Below are 18,289 nucleotides of genomic sequence, written 5' to 3'. Positions count from 1 at the left end.
TTTTTTCAATCATGTACCTGTCTTAATATAGACTCTGCTGCCTTCTTTAATTCTTTATTCAGCTCTTTATCCTTATTATCAACAATTGAAGCTATATCATAATGATGACACAGCCAGTATGCCATTCCCTTGCATGACGCATTTACACGGATATCAACTGTTGTATCCGTTTCTTTCAAAACATTTATCTCATATGAAAAATCATCTATCAGTCTTGAAAAATACTCCCTGTCTATCCTGACAATATAAGGCCTTAATTCACCGCCCATCATGTAAGGGTGATTCAGAATATATACTGCTCTCTCTAATGGTATATTAAGGTTATGAAAGCCTATTCCATCACTTTTCCTCTGTTCCTTTACTCTTAATCCGGTCATAAGGTCAACACTGTATGTATACACTTTCCTGCTGTCCCTGTATCTTACCAGACAGAAATATCTTCCATTATTGAGCATAAGTCTTATAGGAATCACCGTTCTTCTTCCCCGAAAATGCAGATAAACATTTTTATTCTTAACATCATATACATTCCAGTCAAATTCTATGTAATTGTTATTTTTAATGGCTTCAATTATAAGCTGGCAGTTTGCCAGAACATCTGTATTCTGTGCATATCTGGTCCGCCCGAAAGAAGCATTTGCATAAGGTGTTATATCTTTCAGATTCTTCCCTGATAAAGTCTGAATCCGCCCAGCTAAATCCAATGCTCTTTCATTATTAAAAATGTTACTGTACAACACAGAATCAATTAGGAATTTAAACTCTACATCGGTTATAATGTTGTTATAATAATAATCTGTCTTGCGGCGTTCATTGTCATATGTCCTGTATCTGATTACCTTCTGTTCATCAGGCAGATTAAGTTCTGAGTCCGTCAAATCCTTTAATGCTTTCCTGACCTGTTTATCTGTAATGCTTTTATCATATTCCCTATGCATATAAGTAACGATATCAGTAACCTTCAGCGTTATTGCAGCCTCTTTGGAACTGTGTTCCTTTAATATATTAAGCACATTATACTCAATACTCATACTTCACCTTTAATTATTCTTTCTTCTTTCAACATCTTCTTTGTATAATTCCTGTGCGTCTTTATAAAAAAGTGCCGCTGATTCCTGAAAATGTTTTAACTCCTCTTGTGATTTCATTTCTTTATCATATCTGTTTATCGTATCTGATTGTTTTAATTCCATCTGACGCCCTCCATTTTCTTATAATTACATTTTCATTAATAATTCCTGTATTTCCTTTTTTGTTCTATCTTTTTCTAATGCTGTATACACACTCATTCTCATATCCGAAATAGCACATGCCTGTTCTCTGTCAAAATAATAATGTTCCATCAGCATCTCCTGAAAACAAGCTTTATCCTTTGCACTATCCACCAGATACATAATTTGGTTATGATGTTCCTGTGCCCACATAACGGCAGACAAAATGTGGATTCGTTGTTTTATTTTTTCTTTGCACATATCTCTCCATACTCCCTCATACACCGTTTAGCTGTTTCCTCTGTATTGTGCTCTCCTTTGTAAAAGCAATAATCACTGAGTGCCTCCATGGCTCTCCTATAAGCTACATCTTCCTCTTTGTTCTCCATATGTGGCGGCAGTTCCATCTGAAGATGCAATGGATTACAATGCATATGATCCCAGTACTCCGACTTTATTGGATATAAAACCACAGCCTGAATATCTGAATAATCAACTTCCCATTTTCTGTCTTTAATCTCTTGAAGATAATCATTCCAGTCATCTTCTCCAAATGAAAGTATACCATATGTTCCATCTACTATATCCTTCACTGGAGTACCTGCTGACTTATAACAAAATGGGATTTCAAAAAATGCACCTTCAAATCTTTCCGGTCTGAACGGATTTACTATGTCTGCTTCCTCTTTTGACAGTTCATCACTCCACCAATGAACTATATTCCCTTTGTTATTTAATGTATAAGTTCCCACTGGCAGACCATCATAATCCTCATATTTTTCATAATTAAATTTTGAACCGGGTCTTCCCGTACACCTTACCAGATTCTTCTCATCATCATCTGATTTCACAATTATCTGCTTATGTATTTCATATAACAATTCACTATTTATTATTTCTTTTTTATTTTCTTCCATATACTTATTGTTATGCATTTCATCTTCTGCTATGCATTTAGTAATATAACGAACAGCTCTTTCATAATCACCGAAAAAACCTCTGCTGTCCCCTTCTTTGTCTTCTACAAAATACACATACCTGCCTTTAGAATTATCTTTAAATGTATCAAACAATTTATTTTCATATTCAATTCTTTCGGTAAGCTGCTTCTTAAGTACAATATCTTTAGTAGTGTCTCTTAATAAAGCCAATGCCGTGAGCTTCTGCTGTCTGCTTTTCATGGGGTCATTCCAGACAAGAGTTGCTGTCTGGAAATCTGTAAACTTATAATTTTGTTCTTCTAAAAACTTCCTATAATCATCTGACATAGTTATATCAATCATCAACATTCCTCCATTGATTAATGTAAAGTTCTCCCATTACTGATTTTCTTCGTTAAGGAGGCTCTCCGGTTCTCCTTTTATACGTCTCCAAGTAATAAGATCTTTATCGTTCAAATCTCCTTCTATGACTATCGGAAGCTTCCCAGATGTCTGTATCTTCCAGTACAAAGTATCCCTCATTTGGCAATTTCCACATGTCCGAGGTCCAAGCAGCCCAAAGGAACCCATTTTAGGCGGGTAATCCCATCCTCTATTGAATGCATCTTCGTCAGTCAAAAACTCCTTCTTTCCACACACTTCACAATAGTGCCAAAACGGTCGTGTTTTCATACTCTCCAATAACGCTTTATATTTCCTTGATTTATCATCTTCTTTTTCTATTCTCTCTTTTTCGTCTGTAATCTGTTTTCTTGCATTTATCAGGAACTGCTCATCCAAAGGCGGATCTAATCTTAATTTGATGCCGTCTTCTGACACCTCATAAATGGAATCAAATCCTTCAATCGGATTCGGAAATTCTATCTCTGAAGTATTCATCTTAAAAGAGCCACACCCCTCTTCCAAATTTCTTATTCTAATATTTTTCTGCCATCTCTCATCACTTGGGCACATAACATATATTTCCATTTCTGCATCAACAGATTCACGTATCGCATCAACATAAACAATTCGACGCTTTGCTTTAAAAAATGTCTGTTCTACTACAACATCTCTTCCACATTTCAGTTTTTCTATGATATCGTTAAGAAGCATATCATTAGCTTTCATCAAACATCTGAATTGAACTCCTATAGGCATCATTTCTCCAAATCCAGATTCTTTATATGCCTTTTGTTGATAGTCAAAAATATTTAAAACATCAACATCCTTATCAGCAAAAAAATGTTTTATGAAATATGTTTTACCAGAAGCCATCGCTCCAATCACAAAAGATACTTTTGACATAAACTCCACTTCCCTCCTATTAATCTAACTTCTTTTCACAATGAATACTTTTCATTCAACGCCTTTATCTTAATTTTTATATCTTCCCGCAGACTTTCCGGCTCAAGAACTTCCACAAGTTCACTGTATTGCAATGCCCAGTGTGCCATACCATAAGGTGAACACTCCACCCTGACGATATCGTCATATGGTGGCTCTTTTTCTGTTCTTATGTATGTGAATGAATCTCCGAACCAGTCATGCAAAAATGTATATCCGGGACGGACTCTCTTTTTCGGATTATCTTCACATTTTTCACTCTTAATCCTTAGTGTTACCGGAACCGGCTTATCAAACGACATATTAAGATGTTTCAACTGAAAATCTTCTGACCATTTTTCTGGAAGATTTGAAACATTTTTCTTTGGAATACGTGGTATTCCCTTAATATGAAGCCTGTCATTTCTTCCCGGAATCTCTATATCCGTCATAAGGTCAATCCGCCATATAGACATATTGGGCTTGTAACCCTCATACTCTTTAGCCGCCAGCAGATAGTATTTTCCACCACTCGCAACAATATAGTATGGGCTAAGCTCGTCCGACTCTTCCCTGACCGGCTCCAGCTTTTTCTCATAAGAATAGACATTGAATCTGAATTGTATTCTCACATTATCATCAATTGCTTTCTGTATAATGGCAAGATTGTCCTTCAGCAGTTCCCTGTCTGCAAGCTCCGGCTCCTGAACCTTACATATATGTCTCGGCGTTCTCTTGTAAAATACCGTAGTCATATTGTCCTCAACCTTCCTGACAAGCTCCTGCGCCGACTTGGAATCCAGTGTCCTTGTTGCCATAATACCCTCAATAATTGAATCAACCTCCTTCTCAGAAAATGTTCTGTTATAGTAAAGGTTCTTTATTCGCATTACATTTGCAATATAAGAATCATCTTCATCAGAATCATCCCTTTCATATCTTTCCTTATCACCGTAAAACTTCTTAAAATCATCAAAATACAGCCGCCACTCAGCCTCTGGCTTATAATCACTTCCTCCATCTTCCAGATTCATAATATTTGCCATATCTTTTAAAAGCCTGTTAATAGTCTCCTTATCACCAATATACGCATTTATATTTTCATCTTTCCTCATCTTAGCAATACTGGTAGGATGTCTTCTGTCTGTATTCTTTCTCAGATAATCCCACACCTTATACATACGCTCAAAACGTGTTGGTTTCTGAATCTTTCTCTTTGCCATATGTCACCTCGTGTTAATCATAATATATTGTATTCTCTATTATAATAACATTTAGGTCGGTTTTTTCCACCATTTATCAAAATTTATTAATTAATATAAAATTCTTTCATGTCATTTAACCTTATTGCCCCCAGTGTTCCCTCTTTACCATAACATTTATAACCAGCTCCACAATCTATGCGTATAGTCCGTCCTGAAGGAGACACCCATATTCTCCTGTTATCAGTTACAGTATGTCCCACAACCGATATAAACTGCTCTTGTTCCTCCATACCTCTGATAAAATACTCATAATGCCCGTCTCCCATATATATCTTTCTTTTATCAAACATACGCTCAGGCGTCAAAAATGTCTGTGCATGTGCTATCTGATATTTCCTGCCATTAATGGTCAGATTAATATAATATGGCTTTTCCTGTATCCATTCAGCAAGTCTTAGCATATCAACAGGTGTCAGCCGCTTCTCCATAATAGCCACTGTATTATAAGAAATATATTCTCCAGTTTTTCTATGTCCGAATTGTTCAATAATCTGCCTTGCAACCCAGACATCATGATTGCCCTGTATCACCTGTATATTGGGATATTTTAATATTTCAAAATACAGCTCTACAGGCTTATCTCCACGGTCAAATATATCTCCATCAATAATCAGCAAATCACTCTCATTAAACTGTATCTTCTTTAACAGCCTTTTAAATCCATCCGCATAATTATGAATATCCGAAACCACATATACATTTCTATTATCATCTATTGTAATATCCATAAATATATGTCTGCCTCTTTTTCACATTTATCTACTATCTTCAAATGTATTACTCCTGCTTAAAAAAACTATCATAAAACTGTTCAAATTCGTCGATTAATTCATTTATTTTTTCACGGTCATAAAATCCCTGTACTTTCCAAAACATAAGAATACGATTCAATTCTTCTTTTCTTTTATCTATAAATCCTCTACACAACTGCCCATTAAATATTGCACTGTCATCTTCAGAGCAGCTAAAACACGCCATATCTTTATGCAATCTGGAACAATCACTACAAGTAATTTCCTTTTTTTCTGGAATAAAATGACAGTTATCTTCAATATTTACAGGAAACCACGAGCTTGGATATGAGCATATTGCCGAACCTGTTTCACTTGTATTTGCTATATTGGTTTTGTATTTACAATTTTTACACTTCAATTTATCCGCCTCTTTTTTCATTTAGTTCTGTCTTGGGTTGTCCGAAAGCACCAGCACCATTCTTTTCTTAAGGTGAGTGTCATGTTTTAATTCTGTATATGTTTCTTCTAAACCAGGGTTATCCTCCATTCCTATGCCATACACATACATATTGTCATATTTTTCTGGTATCTTTTCTCTGTACTTATATGGTTCATCTGACCAGCCCAGCTTATTAACAATATTGAACTCACCAACAACCTGTAAATACGACTTTAAATCTTTAAATGTCAGATTATCACAAATGTTTCTTTCAATATCCCGTGGCCTATCAGACAATACTATCTCTATCGCCGGCTGTATTGTAAAATTCCTACCAAATATATTTACTTCCCCATTTATTTCATCTGGTTCTGAATAAATATCCAATGAAAATTCCACATCAGTCATACCTACTCCGTACACATAGAACTCATCATATTCCGAAGACAGAATATCGGATACCAACAGATAATTATGATAATGCCCATCTAAAAAGCAGATTGATAATCTTATGTTTCTTGCCAGAAATCTTCTTATCTCTTTAAATTTAATTGCCATTGTGATTCTCCTTATCTATAGACATTATTTCCTACAACCAGCAATATTGCATTATCTCAATAAATAGTCCTCCTGCCTTAATAAAATTATCGCCATAAATTCTTTTCAATACTCCGAGCTGGCTTATGTATTGATTTCTTCTTTTCATTAATAAGCTCCTTTCGTCTGGCTGTTCTTCTCTCTTTTATATGGTGTTTTGTGTTCAGACAAGATGACCTCTCTTCTATTATTTATTATAATGTCGGAGAGGTCGGGTTTTTTCGCCTTTTGGGAATGTTAAATTGTACTATCTATTTGATTTTTTATATCCATAATTAATGATTGAATGTCATTATCAGACAAAGGCAATTGATATTCAGTAACTATCATTTCTTTAAACATAGGAGAAACCGCTATATTTCCTAACTTAATACTTTTAGGTTCTTTTTCTCCTATAAATATCCCTATTCTGTCATATAAAACATGAATATTTTTTTCCTTGGGGTCTATATCAAAACTCTGTAAAGATATAAAAACATATTTGTTTTTATATTTAGTTTCTATATACTTCCAATTAGACAAATCATATTTATTTTTAAATCTATTTTTGCCATAATATGTTACACCTTTCCCACCTCTATATAAATCTGATTCATAGTTATTTCCATTTACTTTACAAAACAACGGTTTTCCTTTTTCATCTTTTTGTTTTGCTATATAATCAATTATTCTTTTTCTTTCTGATTCTCTTGCAATTTCATAAGTTTTTCTAATGCTCTCAAATATATCTTTATTATAATTTTGCATGTTTTAATCCCTCCATTATTTCTTCAACATCAAAATCAGCCACGAGAACACAAACAACACAACTCCTATGCACGAAACGCCAAGAGCTGCTACTATGTCTGTTGAACCGCTATTTACCAGATCAACTATCGATAATACAGACGCAACAATCGAAATCAAGCCAAATACTGCTATGACAGTTGCCACATAATTCTGCATGTCAGAAGATTTTCTCTCCTGTTCGTCTCTTATGAGTTCAACCTTCTGCTCGATTTCTTCAAGTGCTTCATCAATTCCATTAACGGCTAACAGACATCTGTATGTTTCGCAGACATTATTCCAGCGTGATACCTGCGATGGTGCAAGCGTACCTGAAGCACGAAATTCCAGTGCTTCTTTTTTAAGCATTTTCACTTTTCTGAAATACTTAAGACTCTGACGTTTATTGTCAATCAGAGTATTCTGAATTCCTTCATTAACCAGCATGCATGTACTTTTCTGGTGTAAAACCAGCATTGTAAGAAATACATCATCTCTTGACTGCTCTGCAACATTTGCCGCTGTCATAACATCTGTTGCGTACACATATGATATTGACTGTGATGTAATGCATGCTCCCCATCTGTATGAACACATATTAGTATCCTTCGTGCCGTATGTATATGCTACATCCTTTTCTGAAGGATCCGAAAAATCACGCGAAATGTCTATTAATTTATGTTCGTTAAATGTAATTCTTTCAATAGTTTCCAACTCATTAAAACGCCTGCTTACAAGTGCCACATTAAAAAGATATGTCTCTTTCACCGCCAGTTTCATATCATCAACATACAATCTGAATATATTACTGACCCCGCCTATTGAAATATTACTTACAGTTTTAATTACATTTTCTTCAAAACTGCGGTTGTAATTCTGTACATAGCCAGGATTAATCAGCTTATCAATGTAACCCGCGTCAGCATTGTCATATGTAACAAGCACCGTGAAAAATGCTATTTTGTTATTAAATACATATAACTGGCTCTCATTAACTGCCAATATTTTACCATTTAAAAAATGTACATCATCAATGCATGAATTTAAAATGTATCTTCTGACAAAACCGTTTTCTTTCCTACATCTTCTTGCAAGAATATCTGACATATCATATGATGAAAAATCCGCATTTTCTACTCCATCAATAGTAAGCTCTGTTAGGTTAAGACTGCTGTCATACTTTAAAGGAAATATTACATATGTTCCCCTTATCGAATCAGAATACACCTGTCTGTTGTCATTAAATTCGTTCATAATCCCCCTTCCCTCAAGTCTTTTTCTTTAGTTTTCACGACCTGATAATATAGGTTGATTATATCACAAATTGTCTTTAAGGAGTATCTCTAAATGACTTTAATATTGCAATTATTTCCTCCCTGTCTTTATCTGTAAGTTTATCACTTGGCTCTGACCTGAATCCTGCTGAATTAGGGCATTCAAACATAAACGCCATAACACAGCCACCACTTCTATAATCAAATGTATCTCCTATTGATTTTTCAGCAGTTGTCACTGCATACATCTCTGCACCATCATCAAATGTTATTGTCTGATCATGCAATGAATCAAAATTACTTGTATCCTTAATTTTGATGATCCAGAAATCTTTCCCCGGATTATATCTTGACTTAGATATCCTGCTCATAGCTGCACTTGTGTACTGAGTTCCAAAATCATACATATATTTATAAATTATATATGGCAATGCATCATAACATACTTTTGCCCCATTTTCATTCTGTAATATGATGCACTCCCCATCATTGCCGACCTCTTCCTTAATAACAGTCCAATTATCCGGATAATCAAAATAAAATGTCGTCTGCTCTGGAAAATATTCAGCCATTCTTGTCTTATATGTATGAAGTGAGCCTGTCTGGTTTGCATTAGTTTCCTGCGTCGTCAGCTCCTGTGTCGGTGCTTCTGTACTTGCCTCACTTTCCTTTTGCTTATCATTTTCTGACTGCTCATTATATGTACATTCATCCACAAACTGCTTCGTGCCGTCAGAAAATCTTTCATAATGAAGTGATTTACTTTTTGCAAATGATGCAAATTCACAATCTTTACTTATATTCATTGTGCAAAGAAGTGATTTCTTATTCTTATATTTGACACTCTCATTGCCAGCTCCAAGCTTAAAAACAGGGAAGTTGATATTGACATCAGAACATATCTGGCCATTTGGTCTGCCTGTTCGTTTTGCATCCGCTTCTGCACCCATATCAAGTTCTGCGTCTAACAGCGGTATGGATTTCATTGTCACCAGCATTGGTGCTGTCCTGAAATATAAGCCCATTTTTCCTTCTGCCTCAATTGATGTCTGCATAGACGAGCGAAGCCCCATTGTTCCATTCACACCTTTGCCTTTTTCATATGACACTCCGGCATGAAACGGTACTTCTACTTTAAGAGTAATTGAACCGTCTATTGTTGGAACAATATATAATGCTACATTTACTGCAACAAGATGATTACCAATCGGTGCAGGTGTCTGACATAAAAAGATTCCGTCTGAAAAATCTCCTTCAACTCCGATTTTTCCTGAAATCTCTGAATCAATATCAACACCGACAGAGGCATATTTTAATCCGTTCTTAAGTGTATATTTAACCTGTGCACCTACATTTATATTATTAACATCCCATTTTATAGAAAAATTCTCACATTTTTTATTAAGCTTCTGCTTAACAGGAAGCTTGTACTTTGTATGTGTGTCATTATCTGTCAATGTAACTTCCAGTTCATTATCATCATTTACCGCTGCTTCTATTGCAAATCCTTTGGAATGAATATTGCCAGACACATTTGATGCCAGCGTAGTTACTGGATTTCCCGCTGACACCTCCACATTATCAAGTCCATAATAACTAATAATATCGTCAATGCCTATGCTTGCCGAATCTGAAACTATCAGAGTATCAAAGACATCTTCAATCTCAGGGTCTTCCAGTGAAAATGTGCCATTACCCATATCCTCACCGATTTTCTTTGAAACCTTGTCGCCCTTATAATCGAATACAAATGTATCACCCTTTTTGAGATTTCTGGCTGCACTGTCATCTAAAGTTATAATATTGTCATCTTCCTTATAATCTTTAATGTCGAAATATTCGAGCTGTGATACATTTTCCTTGTAAGAAACATTTTCAATATTATTAGGCCAAAATTCTCCATAATACAAATCATCAAATTTATCAAGAATACCATCAGCCTCTTCGTCTGAGAATCCCTTATCAAGTGAATCTTCTGCTATCAGGTCTTTACCAATTGCAAGTTCTATGTTGGTATTGTCTGATATTTCATCATCAGTTCCAATATATATCTGCATTTTACCTTCGCCCATTGCACGCATTGAAGTAAGTGCAATAAATCCACCTGACGCTATGTCATCATCACTAAATTCATCACTATCTGTAATATAACCATTTTCCTTAGCCGCTTTTCTGTAATTCTCGGCTTCAATGCCCATCTTGTTGCATAACTTCTTAAGCCAGTCATAGCATGTTATATCATCATTTTTAGTCACCACTGCCTTACACGAAATATTTATATCATTACTGCTTTTCTTCTTTGATGAAACACCCGTTATAACGCCTGCAGCTATTGCTGCAATAACTATTACCGTTGCTGATACTCCAATTATAATTTTCTTCTTCACAATGTATCCCCTTATGTTTTATCTTATTTCCACGGAATTTCCTGAACTCTTATTTCTTTTCCTGTTTTTTCTCTATAAAATTTATGTTTTCCACTTTCTGCTTCTGCAAGACTACATATCTTTCTCTCTGTCATTCCGTTATGCAGTTCAACATAATCTCCCATTTCACCATGAACTTTATATAGCTTATTGCCCAATATTTCATTATAATCTGCAATATAATGATGGTTAGGGTTACTATCTTTTTGATAAGCTGGTGTATTAGCTGTATTTTTATCTGACTTTCTGCTTTTTACGCCACCATTACCTGATACGCTTGTATGTGAGGTCGAACCTCCACCGCCAGAAGATGTACTTCCTGCACTCTCCTTTGAACTACTACCAGATATTCCTACGATAACCAATATTCCTATGATTATAATCGCTCCTGCTAATGCACCAATCGCCAATATATTTTCCAATAATAAAATTAATGCCAGTATAATAAGATATGCTGCTAATCCTAATCCTTCTGCAAGAAATACATAACTGCCATCACTATCTATAAGAAGCTTAAAGAAAACTATAATTGCAATAAGCGTAACAACACTATATATTAATCTCATTTCCTCACTCATTGAATTATTTTGACCCGTTACCATTTTTACAAAGCAAAATACAATTGCAATTAAATCTATAACAAACAGTATGCATTTCCATATTTCTTTTTCTGCAAACAATAAAATAATTGAAACTATGGTCTGTACACCAATAATTATTCCTAATATAATCCAAACCACATTATTAGATATTATATGTATTGTTCCAGTTGTAAAATTAGCACTGGCAAAAGCTCCATTTTCTTTAATTCTGGCAACACTCAGCGAATATCCTCCATCAATAATAAATTTTATATATGCAAGTACTGCCATTAATCCAATAATGATTACAAATACCCACGAAAGAGATATCGCTATTGTTTCAATCGGATTCTCCTTTAATTGTTCTTCATAAGAACTGACTGCTTCATTTATCCATCTTTTCAGTCTGTGCATTCTGTTTTCCTCCTCATATTAAACATTTTATCTATTCCTTTGATGACGCTTTATAAACTATTTCTCCCCCTTTCCTGCTAATCTCATAATTTCTATGACCTATACTGTAATTAGCCGACATTTCTTTTATTTCCGATAAATATCTGTCAACAGTAACAAGTTTTTCTTCCATTTCAAGCTTGTTCAGGTCTGAATCTGATTCGTCAGACAATATGGTGTCTACCTTAACCCCAAACAACTCAGAAAATCTGCACAAAGTATCCACTGATGGCACACTCCTGCCACACTCTATATTTGAAATGGCAGAAGCTGTCAGCCCAATATCCCTGCCAAGCTGTTCCTGCGTAATTCCACGCTCAATTCTTAACTTTGAAATATTAATACCTATCTTATCTGTCCTCATTCCTGTTTTTTCCTATCATCATGTACCCAATTATTATATAATAATTTAAGAATTGCCAACATTTTTAAATACTCATAGTTAAACATTGTCCGTGTGATTTTCATATCTGATGTATTCTGGCTTCTTTTGTCATAATCATACAATTTGCTATTTCCCTCAGAGGTTAATAAAATACATTTCTAAATTTTTCCGAAAAAAAAAGAATCCCTTTCGGAATTCTTTTTCTCCACGCTTGAATTATTACATTATCATCTTCATTGCAAATGTTTTAAACTTCAATATACACTTCTCCCTCGTATTCACCTTTATCATCAAACCAGAATATGATAATAGTATCCGGTAAGTAGTTGCTAATGGATACTAATCGGACACTATCGGTCACAGCTGAATATTAATCGAACTCTATCGGATGCTTATTGATCACTTTGTATCCGATAGACAAAATTTGTTCAATAAAGTGTCCGATAATCAAAAATGTAATTATTCCATCATGATATCTTCAATTTAGTCTCAAGCCATGAAATAATTATTCCACAATACGGCGTCAAATTCCGTTTCTGTACCAGACTTTCATATGTACGCTCTAATTCACGTATAAATGCATTCTGAGATTTTCCTTTGCATTTTCTCATAATTCTACTTTTCTCTTCCATCAAAACTCTTTTACGTGTTTCAGGAAGAGAAACTGCTTCACAGTTTAAATTCAAAGTTTCTGTGACATCCTTGTTAATACTCTCATCATCTGAATAAATACTTCCATTTGCTTTATACTTTATCTTTCTGACAGACAATTCATCAAATGGGTTTATTGCAAGTTCTGTGTTTCCTCTATGAGCATCGCAAGTTGTATCCTCTGGATTTACACCTTTGGTCAGACTATTGCCATAACATACACCAGGCATCCATTTAAAATCTAAAGTTGCCTTCTTATCATGCTCCGCTTCATCTTGCGGATGTCTTGGTCTGCAATGCTCAATTCTTTCCATAACTGGGCTGTCAATTTTTCTCATACAATATGCACACAGATGCCTTTGCTCCTCCCACATCTGCTCTCTTATATCTTTAAGCACATTTGTAGGTATGTCAGTCTCATAATCTGCATCAGGATACTGCTTACGAAATTGTAATAGACTATTTGGTTCTTTTTCTCTTCTCACAACTATCATATGCTATTCTCCCAATATCTTTTCTAAGTCCAGTGATGTTCTCGCTGCTGCAATATCAGGATCTGTTGTTCCAACAATTGCTTCAATCTCTGTCAATACATTATTTGCTTCTTTGTAATTATTTTCATCCATATATGAATAGAATAAATTCATACGCTGCTTAATATCCGTGGGGCGTTCAGATACCTTCGTTACTTCTCTTAATATAGAATTTGCATCTCTTCCATAAGTTTGTGCCGCCGGCATATAGATTTCTCCATTATCCAAAATGCGAATCTGTTCTCTGGCTACTGAATTAATTACTGCCGGTGCATGTGAACTGACAATAAATTGTATCTTAGGAAAAATAGTATTTAAGTCGCTTATAATAGTCTGCTGCCACTGTGGATGTAAATGCAAGTCTATCTCATCAATCACAACAACCCCAGATGTATCTTCTAACACCTTGTCACCCAGCATCGGATTCAATACAGCCATACGATATGCAATATCACCAATCATACTAAGTGTATTTTTATAACCATCACTCATTTCATCCATTGCAAATTTCTGTAAACTTCCATCTGCACTCTCAAAATTTAAAACTAATCTATGTGTATCTAGTTCAAATACAATATCGGCATTTTTTGAACCACTAATTCTTTCAAAACACTTGCAAATAGCAGATTCTACTGTTTTTAACAATAAAGGCTTTTCCACCTTACCTGTCCTTTGCTGTGCCTGAAGGCTTTTTAAAGTCTGAATCTGAAACCAATTAAGCATCAGCTTTTCATTTGACTCAGCCGCCATACAATCCACATAACCGACCTGACGTTTAAATTCAGTCAGTGATTTTATGTTTTTCTTTTCTTTCTTCTGTGCATACAAACGCCCGGTACCATAATAAGATATTAACGGAAGAATTAATGACTTATCGCCTGTCATAATTCGCTTCTGTGTGTTCTTTGATATATTGGTTAATTCTCTTGCTTCTTTGACTGTTGTATTTCCACTTTCAGAATTTAGAGAACGCACCCATTTTACATCATGATTATCCAGGCAATCACCTGTACTTTCAATACTTACAGGAAACTGATGCTGTGGATCAACTGTACCATCAAGATCATAGAACTCATACCTGGCATCATCTTTTGAAATACTTCTACTTACCCCACCATCAATTCCTAGTAAAAATGTACTGATTGCAACAGCAACTGCATCTAATATTGCAGTCTTTCCAGCTCCATTCTTTCCGACAATCAATGTTGTATGCTCATCAAAATCAATCTCTGCTTCTTTGAAGCATCTATAATTTGTGATACTTGTTTTTTTCAATTTCATTTATATTTCACCTTCTAATCCATTTGTACAGATAATCTGCACAAATCACTTTTGATATTGGTAATGGTGGTCACTCTGTTATTTAAAGTGACCACTAAGCTATTCTTTAATTTTATATATTGTATTGTTTCCTTTTCCAGTTTTTTCTATCAAATCCGCATTTATCATTTTATCTATTAGTTTTCTTGTCCCAGTTCTAGATCTGTAGTTACAGGTTTCCATTACTTTTTGCATAGAAATACTTCCATTTTGCCGGATATAAGCAAGTACTTTGTCCTCTTTCGACATAGTTGTTATTATCTCTGTCTCACCACTCTCCATCGTGTTCCTTATATCAGCAGCTCCCGGAATATATACCACTTCTAGTAAAGCACTGTTTATCCGTCCATCCAGCCAGGATATATCCTGCGGTCTTTCTGGACTCCTGTAGCCAAAATAATTTTGATGTAAGTCCTGCACTATATACTAACTCTGCCATTTGTCACTCTCCAACAAGGTTTATTCTTCATCTTTCACAAACTCACAGATATCGCTAATATCGCAATCCAGATATGTAGCAATCTTGAGTAATACACTCATAGACACTTCTCCATCCTTACGCATCTTTGTAAGAGTATTCGGAGCAATATCTACAGCCTTTCTCAAATCGGCTTTACTCATCTTTTTGTCTACCAATAACTTCCATAATTTATTGTAACTTACTCTCATTCTCACACCTCGTGGCTTCTTCTATAGACATGTTATATTTGTCACAATTGAGTAAAAACTCACTTTTTAAATTATAGTACAAAACGCTTATTCTTGCAATTAAAATAATCGCATTTTCTTGCGAGCTTTAATTATTTTCATTTAAAAGTCATTGGTTTTTGTGAGAAAGAAATTCATAACCTTGCTTTTGAGTATTTCTGTCAATATTTTTGCATTAATCTAGGCATTGAATAATGCCAAAATGTATAGTTAAAAGGCAGAGTGCCTATCCTGCACTCTGCCCGACGGATCTGTTGTGCAGTTAGTAAGCGATATGTATGCATCATATAAATCTGATACGGCATCGTATGCATCCTTGTATTCATCTGGTGGATTTTTCAATTTTTTCATCAATGCATTGACTGTATCCTGATTATCTTCAATAGTCATTCTCACAGACATAATACGATTAGCATTTATTATTGTGTTCCATTCTTTTTCTGTACTCTCTTGGTGTAATCTTGTATCTATCCTTAAAAACACGGTTAAAAGTTCTTTGACTTTCAAACCCACAATCAAGACATATATTTGTAATGGAATCTATTGTATTTTCTAGTGCCGCAGCTGCATAATTTAATCTGACTCCATTCACATATTTACTAAAATTACAGTGAAAGGTTTTTGCAAACATTCTTGATAACACATATTTGCTTACACACAAATCGTATGCCATTTTTTCAAGACTGACTTTCTCTCTAAAATTTTGGGCTACATATTCTACCGCATTATAAATCAAGTCATCACTCCCTACTGTACTTTTATCAACCATTGGCATTTCTGCGAAAACATGGGCAAGAATCATCTGTACATATGCCTGTATCAGCATGGAATTCCCCTCTGTTATTCCTGCCAGATATTTTATGGCATTTACTACATCAGGATGCACTCGCTCTTTTTTTACAACCGGGTTCCTCGGGCTGTATATCTGCAACTCTTTATAATAGGAAGGAAACAGGGTCGGATCAAGATACAGGTATATTACCTTATTTTCTTTTTTCCCAAACACCTGATAATGATGTATTACATTTGGGAACACGATTGCAAAATCACCCTCGTCCATGTGATACAATTCTTGTCCAACTCCAAGCTCAATATTCCCATTAGTTACATACACTACCTCTATTGCTTCGTGTAAATGTGGTGGAAAATGCACTGTTTTCTTCCACTCAACCGCTATTCCATCAGTTTTGTTCTCATATACCAATAACACTCGCGAGCAACTCCTTTTAATTTATAATGTCAGTTGTCTAATCCGGCATTAACTTGTTACCTTTATGATGATTTATATGCCAATTCCAAGCTGTTGAAATAATGGTCTCAATATCTGTATACTGTATGTGAACCAATATAGCCAGCCCCTCCTAAAACCAAAATCCTCATAATAAAACCTTCTTTCTATTTCATAACACTTTTATGCCGCCATATTTTCTTATTCTCAAATCTTTACAGGAACCGTTACCAAATACATTATCCATTCCGGATTTATAAGACTCTACATATTCATTCTTCACAAATGCCTGTATTGTTCCAGCAAAACCACCGCCATGCACCCTGCATACACCGTTTTCTCCTAAAAGCATTTCACTTACAAGCAGTGCAACGGATACATTCTGATTTTTTATATCTTGATTTGAATAAACATTCTGCAAATATTTAAAAGAAGAATTACCAGAATCTTTCACATTCTCCAAAAATGCTCCTATATTTCCTGACTTCAATGCTCTTACTTCTTTCTGTACTCTTTCATTCTCACAAATAAAGTGTAGTGCACGAAGGACACATCTATCCCCAAGTCTTTCTCTTAAATTATGAATGTTTTCCAGTACATCATTTGCAGATACATCACGCAGCACTTCTTTTCCAAAATATTTTGCAACAAGTTTCATTTCCTTCGGAACTGCCGCATATTCATCTGTCAAATCAGCATGAGAGCCTTTTGTATCCGTAATACATAGTCTATAACCATACTTTTCCATATCAAAATCAATTTTTTCAACCTGTGGATTTTCCGGGTTAGCAAAATCAATATGAACAAGATTTCCCGTAGAACTTGCCATCTGATCCATCAGACCACAAGGCTTTCCGAAATAAACATTTTCAGCATACTGTCCAATAATGGCTATCTCTGTCGCTGAAACTTTTTCACAATTATAAAGTCCAGACAAAATCGTTCCTATCAGTGTTTCAAATGCTGCCGAAGATGAAAGCCCCGCACCAATCAGCACATCACTTGTTATATATGCCTGAAAACCTCCAACTGCATATTTTCTCTCAAGGAATCCAGAAACCACACCTTTTATCAAAGCCTTTGTTGTTTCCTTTTCTTTTTCCTTTACAGATACATCATCAAGCCGGATAATGATTTCATCATAGTTATCAGAAACTAATCTGATTACATTATCATCCGTCTTTTTTACGATCCCAATAGTATCAAGATTAACTGAGGCTGCCAAAACCTCTCCGTTCTGATGATCCGTATGGTTGCCGCCAATCTCACTTCTTCCCGGAGCACTGAACAATTCCACATCTCCCGGCTTATAGCACTGCTCAAATTTCTTTATTGCATTGATATAGCGTTCCCTCTGGTAAGAAATCTTTGTCTCATCAGCATAAATGTCTAAGAGTCTTTCATCATATGCACCATCCAGAAAACTACGAATCAATATCTCTATCTGCATCTCAAACACCTCACTTCAAACAA

At 35.1% G+C, this 18,289-nt stretch carries 21 protein-coding genes; all 21 read right to left on the bottom strand.

Features of this window, described 5'->3' with window-relative positions:
- Positions 1 to 5: 5 nt before the first annotated feature.
- Positions 6 to 1,031, bottom strand: coding sequence for a WYL domain-containing protein (locus WMO38_RS04015; protein WP_349161596.1), 1,026 nt, complete (start codon positions 1,029 to 1,031; stop codon positions 6 to 8).
- Positions 1,032 to 1,040: 9 nt separating this feature from the next.
- Positions 1,041 to 1,193, bottom strand: a complete 153-nt coding sequence (locus WMO38_RS04010) for a hypothetical protein (RefSeq protein WP_349161595.1) — start codon at positions 1,191 to 1,193, stop codon at positions 1,041 to 1,043.
- Between the two features lie 24 nt (positions 1,194 to 1,217).
- Positions 1,218 to 1,472, bottom strand: a complete 255-nt coding sequence (locus WMO38_RS04005) for a DNA gyrase subunit A (RefSeq protein ID WP_349161594.1) — start codon at positions 1,470 to 1,472, stop codon at positions 1,218 to 1,220.
- The gene (locus WMO38_RS04000; RefSeq protein ID WP_349161592.1) at positions 1,454 to 2,494 is read right to left on the bottom strand and encodes a hypothetical protein; all 1,041 of its coding nucleotides are present in this window, start codon (positions 2,492 to 2,494) and stop codon (positions 1,454 to 1,456) included. Before WMO38_RS04000 ends, WMO38_RS04005 begins: the two co-directional genes overlap by 19 nt.
- A 36-nt stretch (positions 2,495 to 2,530) precedes the next feature.
- The gene (locus WMO38_RS03995) at positions 2,531 to 3,439 is read right to left on the bottom strand and encodes an AAA family ATPase (protein WP_349161590.1); all 909 of its coding nucleotides are present in this window, start codon (positions 3,437 to 3,439) and stop codon (positions 2,531 to 2,533) included.
- Between the two features lie 35 nt (positions 3,440 to 3,474).
- Positions 3,475 to 4,680 carry a WYL domain-containing protein gene (locus tag WMO38_RS03990; RefSeq protein ID WP_349161589.1) on the bottom strand — a complete coding sequence of 402 codons (1,206 nt, stop codon included), beginning with the start codon at positions 4,678 to 4,680 and terminating at the stop codon, positions 3,475 to 3,477.
- Positions 4,681 to 4,766: 86 nt separating this feature from the next.
- Positions 4,767 to 5,450, bottom strand: a complete 684-nt coding sequence (locus WMO38_RS03985; RefSeq protein WP_349161587.1) for a metallophosphoesterase — start codon at positions 5,448 to 5,450, stop codon at positions 4,767 to 4,769.
- Between the two features lie 49 nt (positions 5,451 to 5,499).
- Entirely contained in the window at positions 5,500 to 5,874 is a 375-nt protein-coding gene (locus WMO38_RS03980; protein WP_349161586.1) for a hypothetical protein, read from the bottom strand.
- Between the two features lie 21 nt (positions 5,875 to 5,895).
- The gene (locus tag WMO38_RS03975) at positions 5,896 to 6,453 is read right to left on the bottom strand and encodes a hypothetical protein (RefSeq protein WP_349161584.1); all 558 of its coding nucleotides are present in this window, start codon (positions 6,451 to 6,453) and stop codon (positions 5,896 to 5,898) included.
- A 276-nt stretch (positions 6,454 to 6,729) separates the two neighbouring features.
- Positions 6,730 to 7,239, bottom strand: coding sequence for a hypothetical protein (locus WMO38_RS03970; protein ID WP_349161583.1), 510 nt, complete (start codon positions 7,237 to 7,239; stop codon positions 6,730 to 6,732).
- A gap of 15 nt (positions 7,240 to 7,254) precedes the next feature.
- Positions 7,255 to 8,511, bottom strand: a complete 1,257-nt coding sequence (locus tag WMO38_RS03965) for a hypothetical protein (protein ID WP_349161581.1) — start codon at positions 8,509 to 8,511, stop codon at positions 7,255 to 7,257.
- A 76-nt stretch (positions 8,512 to 8,587) separates the two neighbouring features.
- Entirely contained in the window at positions 8,588 to 10,918 is a 2,331-nt protein-coding gene (locus WMO38_RS03960) for a hypothetical protein (RefSeq protein ID WP_349161580.1), read from the bottom strand.
- Positions 10,919 to 10,941: 23 nt separating this feature from the next.
- The gene (locus WMO38_RS03955; RefSeq protein ID WP_349161579.1) at positions 10,942 to 11,952 is read right to left on the bottom strand and encodes a hypothetical protein; all 1,011 of its coding nucleotides are present in this window, start codon (positions 11,950 to 11,952) and stop codon (positions 10,942 to 10,944) included.
- A 31-nt stretch (positions 11,953 to 11,983) separates the two neighbouring features.
- On the bottom strand, positions 11,984 to 12,355 hold the full coding sequence (locus WMO38_RS03950) for a helix-turn-helix domain-containing protein (RefSeq protein WP_349161578.1): 372 nt from the start codon (positions 12,353 to 12,355) through the stop codon (positions 11,984 to 11,986).
- A gap of 488 nt (positions 12,356 to 12,843) precedes the next feature.
- Complete coding sequence (locus WMO38_RS03945; RefSeq protein WP_349161577.1) at positions 12,844 to 13,521, bottom strand: HNH endonuclease family protein; 678 nt, start codon at positions 13,519 to 13,521, stop codon at positions 12,844 to 12,846.
- A 3-nt stretch (positions 13,522 to 13,524) separates the two neighbouring features.
- Positions 13,525 to 14,841, bottom strand: a complete 1,317-nt coding sequence (locus WMO38_RS03940; RefSeq protein WP_349161576.1) for an AAA family ATPase — start codon at positions 14,839 to 14,841, stop codon at positions 13,525 to 13,527.
- A 99-nt stretch (positions 14,842 to 14,940) separates the two neighbouring features.
- On the bottom strand, positions 14,941 to 15,300 hold the full coding sequence (locus WMO38_RS03935; RefSeq protein WP_349161575.1) for a hypothetical protein: 360 nt from the start codon (positions 15,298 to 15,300) through the stop codon (positions 14,941 to 14,943).
- Between the two features lie 39 nt (positions 15,301 to 15,339).
- The gene (locus WMO38_RS03930) at positions 15,340 to 15,549 is read right to left on the bottom strand and encodes a helix-turn-helix domain-containing protein (protein ID WP_022262498.1); all 210 of its coding nucleotides are present in this window, start codon (positions 15,547 to 15,549) and stop codon (positions 15,340 to 15,342) included.
- 249 nt (positions 15,550 to 15,798) lie between these two features.
- Positions 15,799 to 15,978, bottom strand: a complete 180-nt coding sequence (locus tag WMO38_RS03925) for a hypothetical protein (protein WP_349161573.1) — start codon at positions 15,976 to 15,978, stop codon at positions 15,799 to 15,801.
- Between the two features lie 19 nt (positions 15,979 to 15,997).
- Positions 15,998 to 16,798: an AraC family transcriptional regulator gene (locus WMO38_RS03920; RefSeq protein ID WP_349161572.1), complete on the bottom strand. Its 801-nt coding sequence runs from the start codon at positions 16,796 to 16,798 to the stop codon at positions 15,998 to 16,000.
- Between the two features lie 190 nt (positions 16,799 to 16,988).
- Entirely contained in the window at positions 16,989 to 18,266 is a 1,278-nt protein-coding gene (locus tag WMO38_RS03915; protein WP_349161571.1) for a galactokinase, read from the bottom strand.
- Between the last annotated feature and the right edge of the window lie 23 nt (positions 18,267 to 18,289).

This window comes from Lachnospira hominis (ex Hitch et al. 2025), assembly GCF_040096395.1.
GTDB classification, from domain to species: Bacteria; Bacillota; Clostridia; order Lachnospirales; family Lachnospiraceae; genus Lachnospira; species Lachnospira hominis.
This window is presented reverse-complemented; position numbering and strand designations above follow the sequence as displayed.